Annotated in this window: 16 protein-coding genes; 9 read left to right on the top strand and 7 right to left on the bottom strand. The window is 58.9% G+C overall.

All coding sequences use genetic code 11. From position 1 onward, the window contains the following. Positions 1–533: 533 nt before the first annotated feature. Both CKW15_RS14785 and CKW15_RS14780 read right to left on the bottom strand, forming a co-directional pair. A complete protein-coding gene (locus CKW15_RS14785) occupies positions 534–2,027 on the bottom strand; it encodes a CoA-acylating methylmalonate-semialdehyde dehydrogenase (protein WP_095061471.1) in 1,494 nt (497 codons plus the stop codon). Between the two features lie 74 nt (positions 2,028–2,101). Then, positions 2,102–3,451, bottom strand: a complete 1,350-nt coding sequence (locus tag CKW15_RS14780) for an aspartate aminotransferase family protein (protein WP_095061469.1) — start codon at positions 3,449–3,451, stop codon at positions 2,102–2,104. 125 nt (positions 3,452–3,576) lie between these two features. Between CKW15_RS14780 and CKW15_RS14775 the strand changes: the two genes are divergently transcribed. The 3 genes from CKW15_RS14775 (at position 3,577) to CKW15_RS14765 (ending at position 5,824) form a co-directional block, all read left to right on the top strand. Then, positions 3,577–4,497, top strand: a complete 921-nt coding sequence (locus CKW15_RS14775) for a LysR family transcriptional regulator (RefSeq protein ID WP_095061467.1) — start codon at positions 3,577–3,579, stop codon at positions 4,495–4,497. A gap of 88 nt (positions 4,498–4,585) precedes the next feature. Further along, positions 4,586–5,236 carry a TetR/AcrR family transcriptional regulator gene (locus CKW15_RS14770; protein WP_095152336.1) on the top strand — a complete coding sequence of 217 codons (651 nt, stop codon included), beginning with the start codon at positions 4,586–4,588 and terminating at the stop codon, positions 5,234–5,236. A gap of 6 nt (positions 5,237–5,242) precedes the next feature. After that, positions 5,243–5,824, top strand: coding sequence for a YigZ family protein (locus CKW15_RS14765; RefSeq protein WP_095152335.1), 582 nt, complete (start codon positions 5,243–5,245; stop codon positions 5,822–5,824). A gap of 360 nt (positions 5,825–6,184) precedes the next feature. On the opposite strand, the gene CKW15_RS14760 is transcribed toward CKW15_RS14765, so the two are convergent. Next, a complete protein-coding gene (locus CKW15_RS14760) occupies positions 6,185–6,631 on the bottom strand; it encodes a hypothetical protein (RefSeq protein WP_095152334.1) in 447 nt (148 codons plus the stop codon). A gap of 85 nt (positions 6,632–6,716) precedes the next feature. Here CKW15_RS14760 and CKW15_RS14755 point away from each other — a divergent pair, with 85 nt between their 5' ends. The 4 genes from CKW15_RS14755 (at position 6,717) to CKW15_RS14740 (ending at position 10,526) form a co-directional block, all read left to right on the top strand. Beyond that, on the top strand, positions 6,717–7,073 hold the full coding sequence (locus CKW15_RS14755; protein ID WP_095061459.1) for a MerR family transcriptional regulator: 357 nt from the start codon (positions 6,717–6,719) through the stop codon (positions 7,071–7,073). A gap of 19 nt (positions 7,074–7,092) precedes the next feature. After that, complete coding sequence (locus tag CKW15_RS14750; protein ID WP_095152333.1) at positions 7,093–7,782, top strand: SDR family oxidoreductase; 690 nt, start codon at positions 7,093–7,095, stop codon at positions 7,780–7,782. Between the two features lie 229 nt (positions 7,783–8,011). Then, the gene (locus CKW15_RS14745) at positions 8,012–9,370 is read left to right on the top strand and encodes an 8-oxoguanine deaminase (RefSeq protein WP_095152332.1); all 1,359 of its coding nucleotides are present in this window, start codon (positions 8,012–8,014) and stop codon (positions 9,368–9,370) included. A gap of 202 nt (positions 9,371–9,572) precedes the next feature. Further along, positions 9,573–10,526 carry an adenosine deaminase gene (locus CKW15_RS14740; protein ID WP_095061453.1) on the top strand — a complete coding sequence of 318 codons (954 nt, stop codon included), beginning with the start codon at positions 9,573–9,575 and terminating at the stop codon, positions 10,524–10,526. A gap of 81 nt (positions 10,527–10,607) precedes the next feature. Here CKW15_RS14740 and CKW15_RS14735 read toward each other — a convergent pair whose 3' ends face one another. Continuing rightward, the gene (locus tag CKW15_RS14735; protein WP_095152331.1) at positions 10,608–11,342 is read right to left on the bottom strand and encodes a helix-turn-helix transcriptional regulator; all 735 of its coding nucleotides are present in this window, start codon (positions 11,340–11,342) and stop codon (positions 10,608–10,610) included. Between the two features lie 314 nt (positions 11,343–11,656). Then, complete coding sequence (locus CKW15_RS14730) at positions 11,657–12,586, bottom strand: LysR family transcriptional regulator (protein WP_095152337.1); 930 nt, start codon at positions 12,584–12,586, stop codon at positions 11,657–11,659. A gap of 126 nt (positions 12,587–12,712) precedes the next feature. Here CKW15_RS14730 and CKW15_RS14725 point away from each other — a divergent pair, with 126 nt between their 5' ends. Together CKW15_RS14725 and CKW15_RS28090 are read left to right on the top strand one after the other, a co-directional pair. Then, positions 12,713–13,726: a zinc-binding alcohol dehydrogenase family protein gene (locus CKW15_RS14725; RefSeq protein WP_095061449.1), complete on the top strand. Its 1,014-nt coding sequence runs from the start codon at positions 12,713–12,715 to the stop codon at positions 13,724–13,726. A 19-nt stretch (positions 13,727–13,745) separates the two neighbouring features. Then, positions 13,746–14,138 carry a hypothetical protein gene (locus tag CKW15_RS28090; protein ID WP_143498441.1) on the top strand — a complete coding sequence of 131 codons (393 nt, stop codon included), beginning with the start codon at positions 13,746–13,748 and terminating at the stop codon, positions 14,136–14,138. Between the two features lie 7 nt (positions 14,139–14,145). Here CKW15_RS28090 and CKW15_RS14720 read toward each other — a convergent pair whose 3' ends face one another. Both CKW15_RS14720 and CKW15_RS14715 read right to left on the bottom strand, forming a co-directional pair. Beyond that, the gene (locus CKW15_RS14720) at positions 14,146–15,342 is read right to left on the bottom strand and encodes a multidrug effflux MFS transporter (protein WP_095061447.1); all 1,197 of its coding nucleotides are present in this window, start codon (positions 15,340–15,342) and stop codon (positions 14,146–14,148) included. Between the two features lie 93 nt (positions 15,343–15,435). After that, on the bottom strand, positions 15,436–15,633 hold the full coding sequence (locus CKW15_RS14715; protein WP_095061445.1) for a cation transporter: 198 nt from the start codon (positions 15,631–15,633) through the stop codon (positions 15,436–15,438). Positions 15,634–15,679 lie beyond the last annotated feature (46 nt).

Raw genomic sequence — 15,679 nt, 5'->3', positions numbered from 1 at the left:
GCTCAGCAATCGTTGGTTACATCTTTGATTTCTCGCGGAGTAACTTGTGATGCTGATAATCTGTTGACTAGCAGTCTGACTCCACAAGCACCCACACGAATTGCTTGATTCAGTTGTTAAAGAGCGGTTGGTTAAGATCTTTCGTCTCAACCGAGGCGCGCATTCTACAGCAGCCTCATTTGCTGTCAAGTGGTTATTTTCAGAAGCTTTCAAGGACTTCCTTAACAACTTCAACCACTTGCGCTTCAGATCTCTCATCAGCGGGAGGCGAATTCTACAGCGTTACTCACTGTTGTCAACACCTCTTTTTCAACTTCCTTTTGGCTTCGATGAACTGAAGCAACCCGCTGCCGAAAACCGCGTAACTCTTTGTTTACCAAGGAGTTTTCCGTTTCGACTGCGCCGGAAGTGGGGCGAATTATAGACACCTGAGATCTGCCGTCAACCGCTATTTTCATAAAACTGTCATATAAGTCAAAAAGCCCCGCAAACGCGAAGGCCGGCCACCAGGGCCGGCCTTCATCCCCTTCTACTTACAAACTAGGGAAGGCGAACTGCGACGCTTCGTGGCTCGCACGCTGCGGCCAGCGCTGGGTAATAGCCTTGCGGCGAGTGTAGAAACGTACGCCATCCGGGCCGTAGGCATGCAAGTCGCCGAACAGCGAACGCTTCCAACCGCCAAAGCTGTGATAGGCCACTGGCACTGGCAACGGTACGTTGACGCCGACCATGCCGACTTCGATCTCGTCGCAGAACAAACGCGCTGCTTCGCCGTCACGGGTGAAGATGCAAGTGCCGTTGCCGTATTCGTGATCGTTGATCAGCTGCATGGCTTCTTCCAGGCTGTTGACCCGAACGACGCACAGGACTGGTCCGAAGATCTCTTCTTTATAGATGCGCATTTCCGGTGTGACGTTGTCGAACAGGCAGCCACCCAGGAAGAAACCTTCCTCATGACCTGCCACGGTCAGACCACGACCATCTACAACCAGTGTCGCGCCGGCAGCTACGCCGTCTTCTACATAACCGCTGACTTTGTCGCGCGCCTGGCCAGTCACCAATGGACCCATGTCCAGACCGCAGTTGGTACCGGCACCGATTTTCAGTGCCTTGATCTGAGGAACCAGTTTGGCCACCAGCGCATCAGCCACTTGATCGCCCACGCACACGGCTACCGAGATTGCCATGCAACGCTCGCCGCAAGAACCGTAAGCCGCGCCCATCAGTGCGCTGACGGCGTTGTCCAGATCTGCATCCGGCATCAATACCGCGTGGTTCTTTGCCCCGCCCAGTGCCTGGACGCGCTTGCCGCGCTTGGTGCCTTCGGAATAGATGTATTCGGCAATCGGCGTCGAGCCAACAAAGCTCAGCGCTTTGACTTCCGGCGCTTCGATCAACGCGTCCACCGCAGTCTTGTCACCGTGCACCACGCTCATCACGCCTTTCGGCAAACCGGCTTCCAGCAGAAGCTGTGCAATCAGCAGCGTCGAACTTGGATCGCGCTCGGACGGCTTGAGGATGAAGCAGTTGCCGCAGACGATGGCCAGCGGGTACATCCACAGTGGCACCATGGCCGGGAAGTTGAACGGCGTGATACCGGCCACTACGCCCAGTGGCTGGAAGTCCGACCAGGCATCAATGTTCGGGCCGACGTTACGGCTGTACTCGCCCTTGAGAATTTCCGGTGCCGCACAAGCGAACTCGACGTTCTCGATGCCGCGCTTCAATTCACCGGCAGCATCTTCCAGGGTCTTGCCGTGCTCTTCGCTGATCAATTGCGAGATGCGCGCTTCGTTCTGCTCCAGCAATTGCTTGAAGCGGAACATCACTTGGGCACGTTTGGCCGGCGGCGTGTTGCGCCAGGCCGGGAATGCAGCCTTGGCAGCATCGATGGCGCTCTGGATGGTTTCGCGGGTCGCCAGTGGCAACTTGTGAATCGCCTGGCCGGTAGACGGGTTGAACACATCGACCGTGCGACCGTTCTCGGTCACCAGTTCGCCATTGATCAAATGCGGAATAACGCTCATGGAAGCTCCTGAAAAGTTGTCCACAGGCACCCGTTACCGGGCACCCGTTGTTTATAGGTATATAGAAGGAGAAATCAGTCGATCTTGCTCAGCACTTCGCCGACCGCGTCGAACAGACGATCCAGGTCCTGCGGCTTGCTGTTGAAGGTTGGGCCGAACTGCAGGGTGTCGCCACCGAAGCGAACGTAGAACCCGGCTTTCCACAGCGCCATGCCGGCTTCGAACGGACGCACGATCGCGTCGCCGTCACGCGCAGCGATCTGGATCGCGCCAGCCAGGCCGAAGTTGCGGATGTCGATGATGTTCTTGGTGCCCTTCAGGCCATGCAGCGCATTTTCGAAATGCGGTGCGACTTCGGCCACGCTCTGCACCAGGTTTTCCTTCTGCAGCAGGTCGAGTGCTGCCAGGCCCGCGGCGCAAGCCACCGGGTGTGCGGAGTAGGTGTAACCGTGAGGGAATTCCACTGCGTACTCAGGCGTCGCCTGGTTCATGAAGGTCTGGTAAATCTCGGAGCTGGCAATCACCGCGCCCATCGGGATCGCGCCGTTGGTGACTTGCTTGGCGATGCACATCAGGTCCGGAGTCACGCCAAAGGTGTCGGCACCGAACATGTTGCCGGTACGGCCGAAACCGGTGATCACTTCGTCGAACACCAACAGGATGCTGTGCTGATCGCAGATCTCGCGCAGACGCTTGAGGTAACCCTGTGGCGGAACCAGTACGCCAGCGGAGCCGGCCAGCGGCTCAACGAACACGGCGGCGATGTTCGACGCATCGTGCAGTTCGATCAGCTTCAGCAGTTCGTCGGCCAGGGCGATACCACCCTGCTCCGGCATGCCACGGGAGTACGCGTTGCTTGCCAGCAAAGTGTGCGGCAAGTGGTCGACATCCATCATCGCCTGACCGAACAGCTTGCGGTTGCCGTTCACGCCGCCGAGGCTCGTACCGGCGATGTTCACACCGTGGTAGCCACGGGCACGGCCGATCATTTTGGTCTTGGTCGACTGACCTTTCAGGCGCCAGTAAGCACGCACCATCTTCACGGCGGTATCGGCGCACTCGGAACCCGAGTCGGTGAAGAACACGTGGTTCAGGTTGCCCGGCGTCAGGTCGGTGATTTTCTCAGCCAGCTGGAACGACAGCGGATGACCGTACTGGAAGCCTGGGGAGTAATCGAGAGTGCCCAGTTGCTTGGCAACCGCTTCCTGGATTTCCTTGCGGGTGTGGCCGGCGCCGCAGGTCCACAGACCGGACAGCGAGTCATAAACCTTGCGCCCCTTGTCGTCGATCAACCAGCTGCCTTGCGCACCGACGATCAAGCGCGGGTCGCGCTGGAAGTTACGGTTGGCGGTATAAGGCATCCAGTGAGCATCGAGCTTGAGCTGGCTAGCCAGAGAAGTCGAAGCGTTTTCGGGCAAGTTCATGAGCGAAACCTCGCAAGGCGATAAGCGGCGTAAGGATTAAAAACCGTTGTTGCAGCTAAATTGCCATGGAGATAAAGTCTGTGAAATCCAACTTTTGTAACCTTCAGTCAGGCGTCTACTAAACTATGTCCAGCCGCCGTCCCGATCCACTGGCGCAAGTCAGCGACTTTGATATTCGCTTGCTGCGGATCTTTCGCAGTGTGGTCGAATGCGGCGGCTTCTCCGCAGCGGAAACCGTACTCGGTATCGGTCGCTCAGCCATCAGCCAGCAAATGAGCGATCTGGAGCAGCGCCTTGGTTTGCGTCTATGCCAGCGCGGGCGGGCCGGTTTCTCCCTGACCGAGGAAGGTCGGGAGGTCTATCAATCGGCGTTGCAACTGTTGAGTGCACTGGAAAGTTTCCGCACCGAGGTCAACGGCCTGCACCAACATTTGCGCGGTGAGTTGACCATCGGCCTGACTGACAACCTGGTCACCCTGCCCCACATGCGCATCACCCATGCGCTCGCACAATTGAAAGAACGTGGTCCGGATGTGCAGATCCAGATCCGCATGATCGCGCCCAACGAAGTCGAACAAGGTGTACTCGACGGACGCCTGCATGTTGGCGTGGTACCGCAGGCGAGTGCGCTGTCGGGGTTGGAGTACCAGCCGCTTTATAGCGAACGCTCGTTGCTGTACTGCGCGGTCGGTCATCCGTTGTTTTATGTCGATGACAAGCAACTGGATGACACGCGCCTGAACAGCCAGGACGCCATTGCGCCGACCTTCCGATTGCCGGCGGACATCCAGGCCCATTACCAGGCACTCAACTGCACCGCCAGCGCGTCGGACCGCGAAGGCATGGCGTTTCTGATCCTGACCGGACGTTACATCGGTTATCTGCCCGATCATTACGCGAGCCTTTGGGTGCAACAAGGCCGCCTGCGTGCATTGAAACCCGATGCGCGGTTCTATGACCTCAGCCTCGCCTCGGTCACTCGCAAGGGCCGTCGTCCACACTTGGTACTGGAGAGTTTTCTGGAAAGTCTGGCCGCGACCCGTTAATGATGTTTCAGCCGCACAGAGGCTTGTCTGAAGGCTGTGGCCGCGCTATCAACACAGATTGCACCCACCCACCCATTCGGAAGTGCCCATGACCTTTGAAGTCCCAGCCCACGGCGACAAACCCGCCGGCCGCATTCGTCAGAAGAACGAAGAGACCATCATCAAAGCCGCCGAAGGCGAGTTCGCCCGTCACGGGTTCAAAGGCACGAGCATGAACACCATCGCCCAGAATGCCGGGTTGCCCAAGGCGAACCTGCATTATTACTTCACCAACAAACTCGGTTTGTACGTGGCGGTGCTGAGCAATATCCTCGAACTATGGGACAGCACCTTCAATACGTTGACGGCAGAGGATGATCCGGCCGAAGCCTTGACCCGATACATCCGCGCGAAGATGGAGTTTTCCCGTCGCCAACCGCAAGCTTCGCGGATTTTCGCGATGGAGGTCATCAGTGGCGGGGAATGCCTGACTGAATATTTCAACCAGGATTACCGCGCCTGGTTCCAGGGCCGTGCAGGTGTATTTCAGAGCTGGATCGACGCTGGCAAGATGGACCCGGTCGATCCGGTACACTTGATTTTCCTGCTGTGGGGCAGCACCCAGCATTACGCCGATTTCTCCACGCAGATTTGCCGAGTCACGGGACGCGCCAGGTTAACCAGGCAAGACATGGAAGACGCCGGCAACAACCTGATCCGTATCATTCTCAAGGGCTGCGGCCTGACACCTGCCATTTAAGTACTTATGCCTTTTACCCTCAGCGGTTTTTGCGAACACCGCGAAGAGATTCGCAAAAGCCGTTTCATCACTTTCGCCGCGCCGATCTCCAGCCCGGCCGAAGCCCAGGCGTTCATTGAACAGCACAGCGACTTGAATGCCACGCACAACTGCTGGGCGTGGAAACTCGGCGATCAGTATCGCAGTACCGATGATGGCGAGCCTGGCGGCACTGCGGGCAGACCCATTCTGGCGGCGATTGAAGCGCAGGATTGCGATCAGGTCGTGGTGTTGGTGATTCGCTGGTATGGCGGCATTCAACTGGGCACCGGTGGCCTGGCCCGGGCCTACGGCGGCGGCGCCAACAAATGCCTGCAAGCGGCGCCGAAAGTGGAGCTGATCAGTCGGGTGCCTCTGAGTTGTGCTTGCGGGTTTTCCGAGTTGCCCTTGGTGAAACTTCGGGTGGCAGAATCGGGTGGCCTGGTTGTGGAAGAAACCTTCACCGCCAATGGCGTGGAGCTGCAGTTGGCGGTAGGTGAAGCGCAGATCAATACCTTGCAATCCCAGCTTGCCGACTTGAGTCGTGGGCGGATTCTGTTACAGCGTTAGGGCTGCAATCTTTTGGGGCGCAGCGATTTTTTCAGCTCTTTCACATTTGCCCACATCTACTGTGCACCCGGCTGTGGATAACCTGAGCACATATGGCTGTAACCCTTCTGTCATGCGGCTTTGCGGGCTTTGCTCAATTTTCGTCCAGTTGACCATCGCGAACACCAAAAATACGTAAAAACAAATAGTTACAGCGGTTTATCACCTTTAGAAGAAAGCCACACAGTGCTTATGCCCGACCTTCGGGCTTGCGCACAAATACTGTGGAGGAACCTGTGGATAACCCGTTCATGGCCGCCCGGGCGCCACGCACAGTATGGCGTGCATTCAATTGATCGTTTTTTAACCAAAAACCGATGTTCAAATTCGGGGCCTGGTCAATGTCCCTGCCCTCAAGCGGTGCTGGCCGTCTATCGACCGCACCGGCAACACCTGAGCTACACCCCACGCCATCTCAAAGATCAAGAAAACCACCAGCATTGAACTCGCGCCATGGGCCAGGGCATAAGCCTGCCATGCCGAAAACAGAAATCTGGCCACCGCGTCATATCGCCCAAACACCGGTTGCGGATCACGAATCCGCAGCACCGCCCACACGCAGACAATCGACCCCAACAGATTCGCCATCAACATATGCACAGGCTCGAACGGTGGCAGCTCGCCGGGCAGACTCAGCGTCTGACTTATCCCCAGCAAAAGCCCATGCAACGCCGCGAAACTCCACGGCGTGACAAACGCGGCCGTCACGATCAGGTCGTACCACGCGCTGCCTTGCACCAACCGACGATATTGCGTTGTAGTCCACATCGACATTGCTCCACCAAATCAGGGAGCAACAAGGCTAAAGCCTGGAGTATGCTCCAGGGTCAACCCCCTTTCATGAGACGTCAGGATGCGTATCGGTGAATTAGCCCAAGCCAGCGCCGTCAGCCGTGACACGCTGCGTTTCTACGAGCAGCGCGGGTTGATCGCGGCGCAGCGCAGCGCCAATGGGTATCGCGACTATCCTCCCGATATGGTGCAACTGGTGCACTACATCAAGACCGCTCAACGACTGGGGTTTACCCTCGGTGAGATTGGCAACAGCGTCGCGGCAATCTGGCAGTCGCCCGATCCGGACGCGGCCGTTACGCAGCTGCTGCAAGACAAACTCACGCTGATCGAAGCCCGCATGGCCGAACTCGGCGCGTTGCGCGATGAGTTGCAGCAGCGACTCGGGCAACAGTGTCCATTGAATCCACGACTCTGACTTTTCAAGGAAGCCACTCATGTCTACGGCAAAAACCGCACTCATCATCGGCGCCTCCCGGGGCCTTGGTCTCGGTCTGGTGAAGACCCTTCTGGCCGACGGCTGGCAAGTCACCGCCACCGTGCGCAATCCGCAGAATGCCGAGGCCTTGCAGGCGTTGGGCAAGGTTCGGATCGAAAAGCTCGACCTGGACGATCAGCAAGCCGTGCGTACGCTGAGCCAGCAACTCTCGGGCGAAGTGTTTGACTTGCTGTTCGTCAATGCCGGCGTCAAAGGCCCGGAGGTTCAGACGCCGAATGGAGGCGCGACGATGGCTGAAGTCGGTCAGCTGTTCTTTACCAATGCCGTGGCACCGATCAACCTGGCCGAGCGCTTTGTCGGGCAGATCCGCCCAGACACCGGCGTGCTGGCGTTCATGAGTTCGGTGCTGGGCAGCGTGACCATGCCCGACGCTCCGGAGCTGGCGTTGTATAAGGCCAGCAAGGCGGCGCTGAACTCGATGACCAACAGTTTTGTCACGCAGCTGGGTGACACCCGGCTCACCGTGCTGTCGTTGCATCCGGGCTGGGTGAAAACCGATATGGGCGGTGAAGGCGCGGATATCGACGTGGAAACCAGTACCCGTGGTCTGGTTGATCAGGTGAATGCGTTTGTTGCCAAGGGTGGGCATCACTTCATCAATTATCGGGGTGAGACGATTCCCTGGTAACTACCGCCGCCCCCTGTAGGAGCTGGCTTGCCAGCGATGTTGTGTCAATCAACGTCGATGTCGCCGATAAGCCATCGCTGGCAAGCCAGCTCCTACAGGGGTATTTACTTGCCCACAAAGCCGTTTTGATCGAAACTGCGCACCTCGCCTCCCCGGCGACCCTGGATCAGCAGACAGGACAACACTGAGCTGGCAACCCTGAACCCAACTTTCAGAGGAGCCGGCCACCATGCCTGCGACCCGTACCTGGTTAAAAAATCCCCTCGCCATTTTCACCTCCAACGAGCTCGATGCCCGTGGCGGTCTGGTGCTGCAAGACGGTGTGATCGTCGAAGTGCTTGGCCTCGGTCAGCAACCGTCCGCGCCATGCAATGAAGTGTTCGATGCCCGCGAACATGTGATCCTGCCGGGCCTGATCAACACCCATCATCACTTTTACCAAACCCTGACCCGCGCCTGGGCGCCAGTGGTCAATCAGCCGTTGTTCCCGTGGCTGAAAACCCTGTACCCGGTCTGGGCACGCCTGACCCCGCAAAAACTCGCCCTCGCCACCAAAGTCGCCTTGGCCGAATTGCTGCTTTCCGGCTGCACCACCGCCGCCGACCACCATTACCTGTTCCCGGAAGGTCTGGAAAACGCGATTGACGTGCAAGTCGAAAGCGTTCGCGAACTGGGCATGCGCGCCATGCTGACTCGCGGCTCGATGAGCCTCGGCGAAAAAGACGGTGGCCTGCCTCCGCAGCAAACCGTGCAGGAAGGTCAGGTGATCCTCGACGACAGCCAGCGCCTGATCGCCGAATACCACGAGCGCGGTGACGGCGCGCAGATCCAGATCGCCCTGGCGCCGTGCTCGCCGTTTTCGGTGACTCCGGAAATCATGTCCGCCAGTGCCGAATTGGCGAACAAGCTCGACGTGCGCCTGCACACGCACCTGGCCGAAACCCTCGACGAAGAAGACTTCTGCCTGCAACGCTTCGGCCTGCGCACCGTGGATTATCTGGACAGCGTCGGCTGGCTCGGCCCGCGCACCTGGCTGGCCCACGGCATCCACTTCAACCCGGACGAAATCGCCCGACTCGGCGCCGCCAAAACCGGTATCTGCCATTGCCCAAGTTCTAACATGCGCCTGGCGTCGGGCATCTGCCCAAGCATTGACTTGACCGATGCTGGTGCCCTGCTTGGCCTGGGCGTGGACGGTTCGGCGTCCAACGATGCCTCGAACATGATGCTCGAAGCGCGTCAGGCGCTGTACATCCAGCGCCTGCGTTACGGCGCCGAGAAGATCACACCAGAACGTGTACTGGGTTGGGCGACCAAAGGTTCGGCCAGTCTGCTGGGACGTACCGATATCGGTGAACTGGCCGTGGGCAAGCAGGCCGACCTCGCGCTGTTCAAGCTGGATGAGCTGCGTTTCTCCGGCAGTCATGATCCGGTCTCGGCATTGCTGCTGTGCGGTGCGGATCGCGCGGATCGGGTGATGGTCGGCGGCAAATGGCGAGTCATAGATGGCCAGGTTGAAGGGCTGGACCTGAAAGGCTTGATTGCTGATCACAGCCAGGCAGCACGGCAACTGATCGCCGGCGTCTAAGTCAGCGAAACCTGATGTGGGAGCAAGCTTGCTCGCGATGACGGCGTGTCAGTCGATTTGTTTCGTATGACACAGCGCTATCGCGAGCAAGCGCGCTCCCACATTTTTTTCGTGGATCAATGAACCGGCTGGTCAGGTTTTACCAATTGTTGCGACTGGCATCTGTAGAATGGCGACCATTGCACCTGATGAGAAAAGAATCATGTACGACTGGCTGAACGCCCTGCCCAAGGCAGAACTGCACCTGCATCTGGAAGGCTCGCTGGAGCCCGAGTTGCTGTTCGCCCTGGCCGAACGCAACAAGATCGCCTTGCCGTGGAGCGATGTCGACACCTTGCGCAAGGCCTACGCCTTCAACAACCTGCAAGAGTTCCTCGACCTCTATTACCGAGGTGCCGACGTGCTGCGCACCTCCCAGGATTTCTACGACCTGACCTGGGCCTATCTGCTGCGCTGCAAAGAACAGAACGTGATTCACACCGAACCGTTCTTCGATCCGCAGACCCACACCGACCGTGGTATTCCGTTTGAAGTGGTACTCAACGGCATCGCCGCTGCGCTGAAGGATGGCGAGCAGCAACTGGGCATCACCAGCGGTTTGATCCTGAGCTTCCTGCGTCACCTGAGCGAAGAACAAGCAGAAAAAACCCTCGACCAGGCGCTGCCGTTCCGCGATGCGTTTGTCGCGGTCGGCCTGGACAGCTCCGAAATGGGGCATCCGCCGAGCAAGTTCCAGCGCGTGTTCGATCGGGCCCGTGGCGAAGGTTTCCTGACCGTTGCCCACGCTGGCGAAGAAGGCCCGCCCGAGTACATCTGGGAAGCCCTCGACCTGCTGAAAATCCAGCGTATCGACCATGGCGTACGCGCCATCGAAGACGAGCGTCTGATGCAGCGGATCATCGACGAGCAGATCCCGCTGACTGTATGCCCGTTGTCGAACACCAAGCTCTGCGTGTTCGATCACATGTCGCAGCACAACATCCTCGACATGCTCGAACGTGGCGTGAAAGTGACCGTGAACTCGGATGATCCGGCGTACTTCGGCGGCTACGTCACCGAGAATTTCCATGCACTGCACACTCACCTGGGCATGACCCAGGACCAGGCCAAACGCCTGGCGCAGAACAGCCTGGACGCACGGTTGGTAAAACCGTAAGCATCACCGCAATACCCAATGCAGAAGTGAGCCTGCCCTCATCGCGAGCAGGCTCGCTCCCACTGGTTTGATGTTCAGCCGCTAGAGCGCCATTTCCAGCTCGGTTTGTTTGGCAAAATGGTGGATTTCACGTTGCCCGGTGGCGGTGACCTGCAACGCTCGCGAATCGTTCGGCAGCGTCAACCAACCGGACTGCATGAACAACTGCAATAACGCGGCCCCCAATGCCCCGCCCATGTGCGGGCGTCTTTCGCTCCAGTCCGGGCAAGAGCACGCGGCCCGTTCGTTGCGATGTGCCAATGCCTGAATGTAGACGCTGCGTGCCGCCAGCTCGGTGGAGCCTTTGAGCGTGATCGTGACCCGCTTGTCGAACTGCTCGATCCACCCGGCATCCAGCAAGCGCTGATACAGATCGGCAGCCAGCGTCCCGCCCAGATGGTCATCGCAAAGCCGCGCCCGCAATAGTGACGAACGCACCGCCTGAGGTTTGGCCAGGGGTGCCGGGCGTTTGAAAATCTCTGGAATGTCCTGCGGGGTGCTGGCCAGCGTTGCACTGGCCAATGCTTCGATCGCCGCACCGACTTCAGGCGCTGAGAGACGGAAAAACCGCTTGCGCCCACGGATTTCGACTTTCAACAGACCGCCTGCGGACAAACGCCCCAGGTGTGCACTAGCCGAAGAGGCTGACAGGCCGGCCAACAAGGCCAGGTCTTCGGTTTGTCGCGCCGAGCCATCCATCAAGGCCCACATCATTGCACTGCGCTTGGGGTCAGCCAGCAACGTGGCGATCTGGCTGATGCAAGGTGCATGTTCCATGTATTCACTCCCTGTTGAATCGTTTCGTCCACTGTTCAGAGACATCTTGAACAGTAATGTGTCGTCGGCCAATCCGTGGAAACCGCCATAGCCAGAGCGAAGCCATCGCCAACCCGAGCCGTCACCGGGCAACGGTGGCAGAGGCCAGGCATGGAAAGTTGAAACAAGGCCCGCCCCGGCGAAGCCTCGTCATTTCGATCGACAGTGCATACCTGAGGCGAGCGCTAGTATAGGCGGGTTAACCGCCGGTTCATGCCCTGTACAAACCGTTGGTGCTGATTGTTCCTGAGGGAAATTTCGCTATTTTCCTGCGACTAATCGTCGATACCCGTTAACCCCGGAAAATGGCTGCTCAATCGGGCGCATCGGCTGGCAAGCATTTCCCGCAACAGGTTCACCGGCTTACTCAACTGTGCGCGATGGGCGCACAACAGATTCAGCGGTGCGCGCTCACCGAGCCGGTCAGGCAGCAATACTTTCAAGCGACCGGCGAGGACATCGTCGGCCACATCGAGCCAGGACTTGTAGGCGATGCCAGCACCGGCCAGCGCCCAGAGCCGCACGACATCCGCATCGTCGCTGAAACGGTCACCGCTGACGGTCAAGCCGACTTCACGCTTGCCGTCGTGAAAACGCCAATGGTCGTGAACGCGACTACCCAGCATGTACAGCAGGCAATTGTGCTGGGCCAATTGTTCCAGCTGATGCGGCTCGCCATGCCGGGCCAGATAACTTGGCGCCGCACACAGCACGCGGCGATTCTGCGGGGCGATGGACAGCGCCACCAGGCTGGAATCTTCCGGCTCGCCGTAGCGCAAGGCAATGTCCACCGGCTGGCGGAACAGATCGGCAATACGGTCGCCCAGCAACAGGCGCACGGTGAGTTTCGGGTGCTCGCGCTGGAACTCGTCCAGCCAGGGCAGCAACAGGTTTCGACCAAAGTCCGACGGTGCAGACAGCTGCAATACGCCGCTGACCTGATCCTGACCGCTGGCCAACAAACGCCGGCCTTCGTCGAGATGGCTCAACGCTGCCCGGGCGTATTCAAGAAAGCCTTCACCTTCGGCGGTCAGACGCAAGCTGCGGGTCGAACGGGCGAGCAAGCGGGCACCGAGCTGCTGCTCGATGCGTTTCAACGCGGCGCTCGCCACCGCCGGCGACATGTCCATGCCCCGTGCCGCGGCGGACAGGCTTCCGAGGTCCGCCGCCCGGACAAACAACTGCAAATCATCGAAACGCAGCATCAAGTGCACCGATTATCAAAAAAATATTGAAAGAGACTGCTCTTTTAGCCGGTTTTATCTCCGGGAAAAATAGCCAATCATCTGCCTCATCGAATCTCTTCTATATAAGCGCCCCAGGAATTGCCCATGAAAGCCATTGCCTACTACGCCTCCTTACCGATCAGCGACGAAAACGCCCTGCAAGACATTGAGCTGCCGGAGCCGGTCGCCGGCCCTCGCGATTTGCTGGTGGAAGTCAAAGCCATTTCCGTGAACCCGGTGGACACCAAGGTCCGCCAGAACGTCCAGCCTGAAGGCGGCGCAGCCAAAGTACTGGGCTGGGACGTGGCCGGTGTGGTCAAGGCTGTCGGCAGCGAAGTCACGTTGTTCAAGGCCGGCGACAACGTGTTCTACGCCGGCTCCATCGCCCGTGCGGGCGGTAACAGTGAGCTGCATGTGGTCGATGAGCGCATCGTCGGCCATATGCCGAAAACCCTCGGCTTCGCCGAAGCCGCCGCACTGCCGCTGACCGCCATCACGGCTTGGGAACTGCTGTTTGAACGCCTGCAGATTCGCGAAGGCAAAACCGACGAAGGTCAGCGTTTGCTGATCGTTGGCGCGGCGGGAGGCGTGGGTTCGATTCTGGTGCAACTGGCCAAACAGCTCACCGGTCTGACCGTCATCGGCAGCGCTTCGCGACCGCAAACCCAGGACTGGGTGAAAGCGCTCGGCGCCGATCAGGTGGTCGACCACAGCCAGCCGTTAAGCGAAGCACTCAAGCATGCCGGCATTGATCAGGTGACCCACGTTGCCAGCCTGACCCAGACCGACCAGCACCTGGATCAACTGGTTGAGGCATTGGCGCCCCAAGGCAAACTGGCGCTGATCGACGACCCCAAGTCCCTGGACGTGACCAAGCTCAAACGCAAGAGCCTGTCGTTGCACTGGGAGTTCATGTACACCCGCTCGCTGTTTGAAACCGCCGACATGATCGAACAGCACAACCTGCTCAATCGCGTCGCACGGTTGATTGACGCCGGGACACTGAAAACCACGGTCGGCGAACACTTCGGTACGATCAACGCAACGAACCTGCGCCGAGCCCACGCGCTGCTGGAAAGCGGAAAATCCAAGGGCAAGATTGTGCTGGAAGGGTTCTGAAGCGCTGAAGAAATCGGTCGTGATTTTCATCACTCGCTACGTTTACGCCGTGTGCGACCGGGATGCTCCGGCCACACACGGCTGCGATTCACACGGTCGAAAACTGTGTTTTTTTTCGTTACAAACCGTCAGTCAGACAGTTGATCCTTGTCACGTTGGTGCTCGTATTCAGGACTACAATCGAATCTCCTGCGAGGCAGTCTTTTGCGTGAACGTCTTTTACGAGAGGAGATCAGCTGTGAAGATCCTGATAAAAGAATTGGCAAAATCCCAGTGGCAGGTCCGTCTGGACCAGCATGCAGTCACCTTCCGCAGCGAAGCAGAAGCTCGCGCTTTCACGCGTATTCTTGAAGCACGTATCCACGCCCCTCACCAACTTCCCGCCTTCCACGCACAGCGTGCTGCCGGCTGATTCTTTCTCAAACCTGGGCTTGCGCCAGCGCCCGGGCATTTTGCAAACGCCGGGTGAGCATCGCCACGCTCACCACCAGAATTGCGCACAGGCTGATGACCATGGCCATCGGCATGGCGCTGCCGTCGTGCAACACGCCGACCAGCGCCGCGGCGCCGGCAGCGACGCTGAACTGCAAGCAACCGAGCATCGCCGAAGCGCTCCCGGCGCGGGCGCCCTGCCCGTTCATGGCACACGCCGAGGCGTTCGGGAGGATGCATCCGAGGCTGGAGATACAGATGAACAATGGGATCAGCAGCGGCCACAGGCGTTCGGTGTGCAGGGCGCTGACCGCAAGCAGCGTCAAGCCGGCACCGAGGTAAACCCAAACCGCGCGTGTCAGCAAAAATGCCGGCCCACGTTTGGCCAGCAAACGCGCATTGACCTGCGCCACCAGAATGAACCCCGCCGCATTGATGCCGAACAACCAACCAAAATGCTCAGCCGGGACACCGTAAAGGTCGATGAAGACGAACGGTGAACCCGCGATGTAGGAGAACATTCCGGCAATCGCGATGCCTCCGGTCAGGGCATGGCCGAGGAACACCGAATCAGCCAGTAACCGGCCGTACTGACGCAATGCGCCCGAGAGTGGTTGACGCGGTATATGAGCCGGCAGACTCTCCGGTAATCCGATGGCAACCGCCAGGCCCGCCAATGCACTGAAGCCGCACAAGACAAGAAAGATCGACTGCCAGCCGGTGGTGTTGACCAACAACCCGCCGAGCATCGGTGCGAGGATGGGCGCCAACCCCATCACCAGCATCAGCTGCGAAAAGACCTTCGCCGAACCTACCGCATCACATTTATCGCTGACCACCGCCCGGGAAATCACCATCCCCGCACACCCGCCCAAGGCCTGGACGAATCGCGCAGCGATCAGCCATTCCAGGTTCGGCGCATAAGCGCACGCCAGGGACGCGACCGTGAACAGTACGACACCGGTCAGCAATGGAATGCGTCGCCCGAACCGATCGGCCACCGGGCCATAGGCCAGTTGGCCGATGGACAAGCCGAGGAAGTACGCCGCCAGCGTCATTTGGACGTGTTTTTCGTCCGTACCGAAGGCGAGCGCCATGGCCGGAAAGGCCGGGAGATAGAAATCGATCGCCAGCGGAGCGAAAGCGCTCAAGGCGCCAAGAATCAAAATGGTGCGGAAGTTCATCAGGCATCCAGTGGGGCAGAAGTCAGCAGCTCGACAGTCTAGCCGCGCATGGACGCCTTGAACATTAAGATAGCTCGCTAACTATTAAAAAGATCAAGCCAGCTTGATGCCGTAGCCTTCCTCGCTGATCGCCTCGATGACTTGCTGCGCGGTCAGTGCGCTTTCCACGCCCACTTCTCGGGCATTCAGATCGACGCGCACGCTGGCCGCCGGGTCCTTGGCCTGGACAGCCTGGGTGATGGCCTTGACGCAGTGACCGCAGGACATGCCTTCAACGTTGAACACTTGCATGGAATGACTCCTTTTGATGAGGGTTGCGAGCAGTCTCGAGCTTGCC

Source organism: Pseudomonas sp. Irchel s3b5 (assembly GCF_900187435.1).
Taxonomy (GTDB): domain Bacteria; phylum Pseudomonadota; class Gammaproteobacteria; order Pseudomonadales; family Pseudomonadaceae; genus Aquipseudomonas.
Note: the sequence above shows the minus strand (reverse complement) of the source record. Positions and strands in the feature narration are given on the sequence as shown.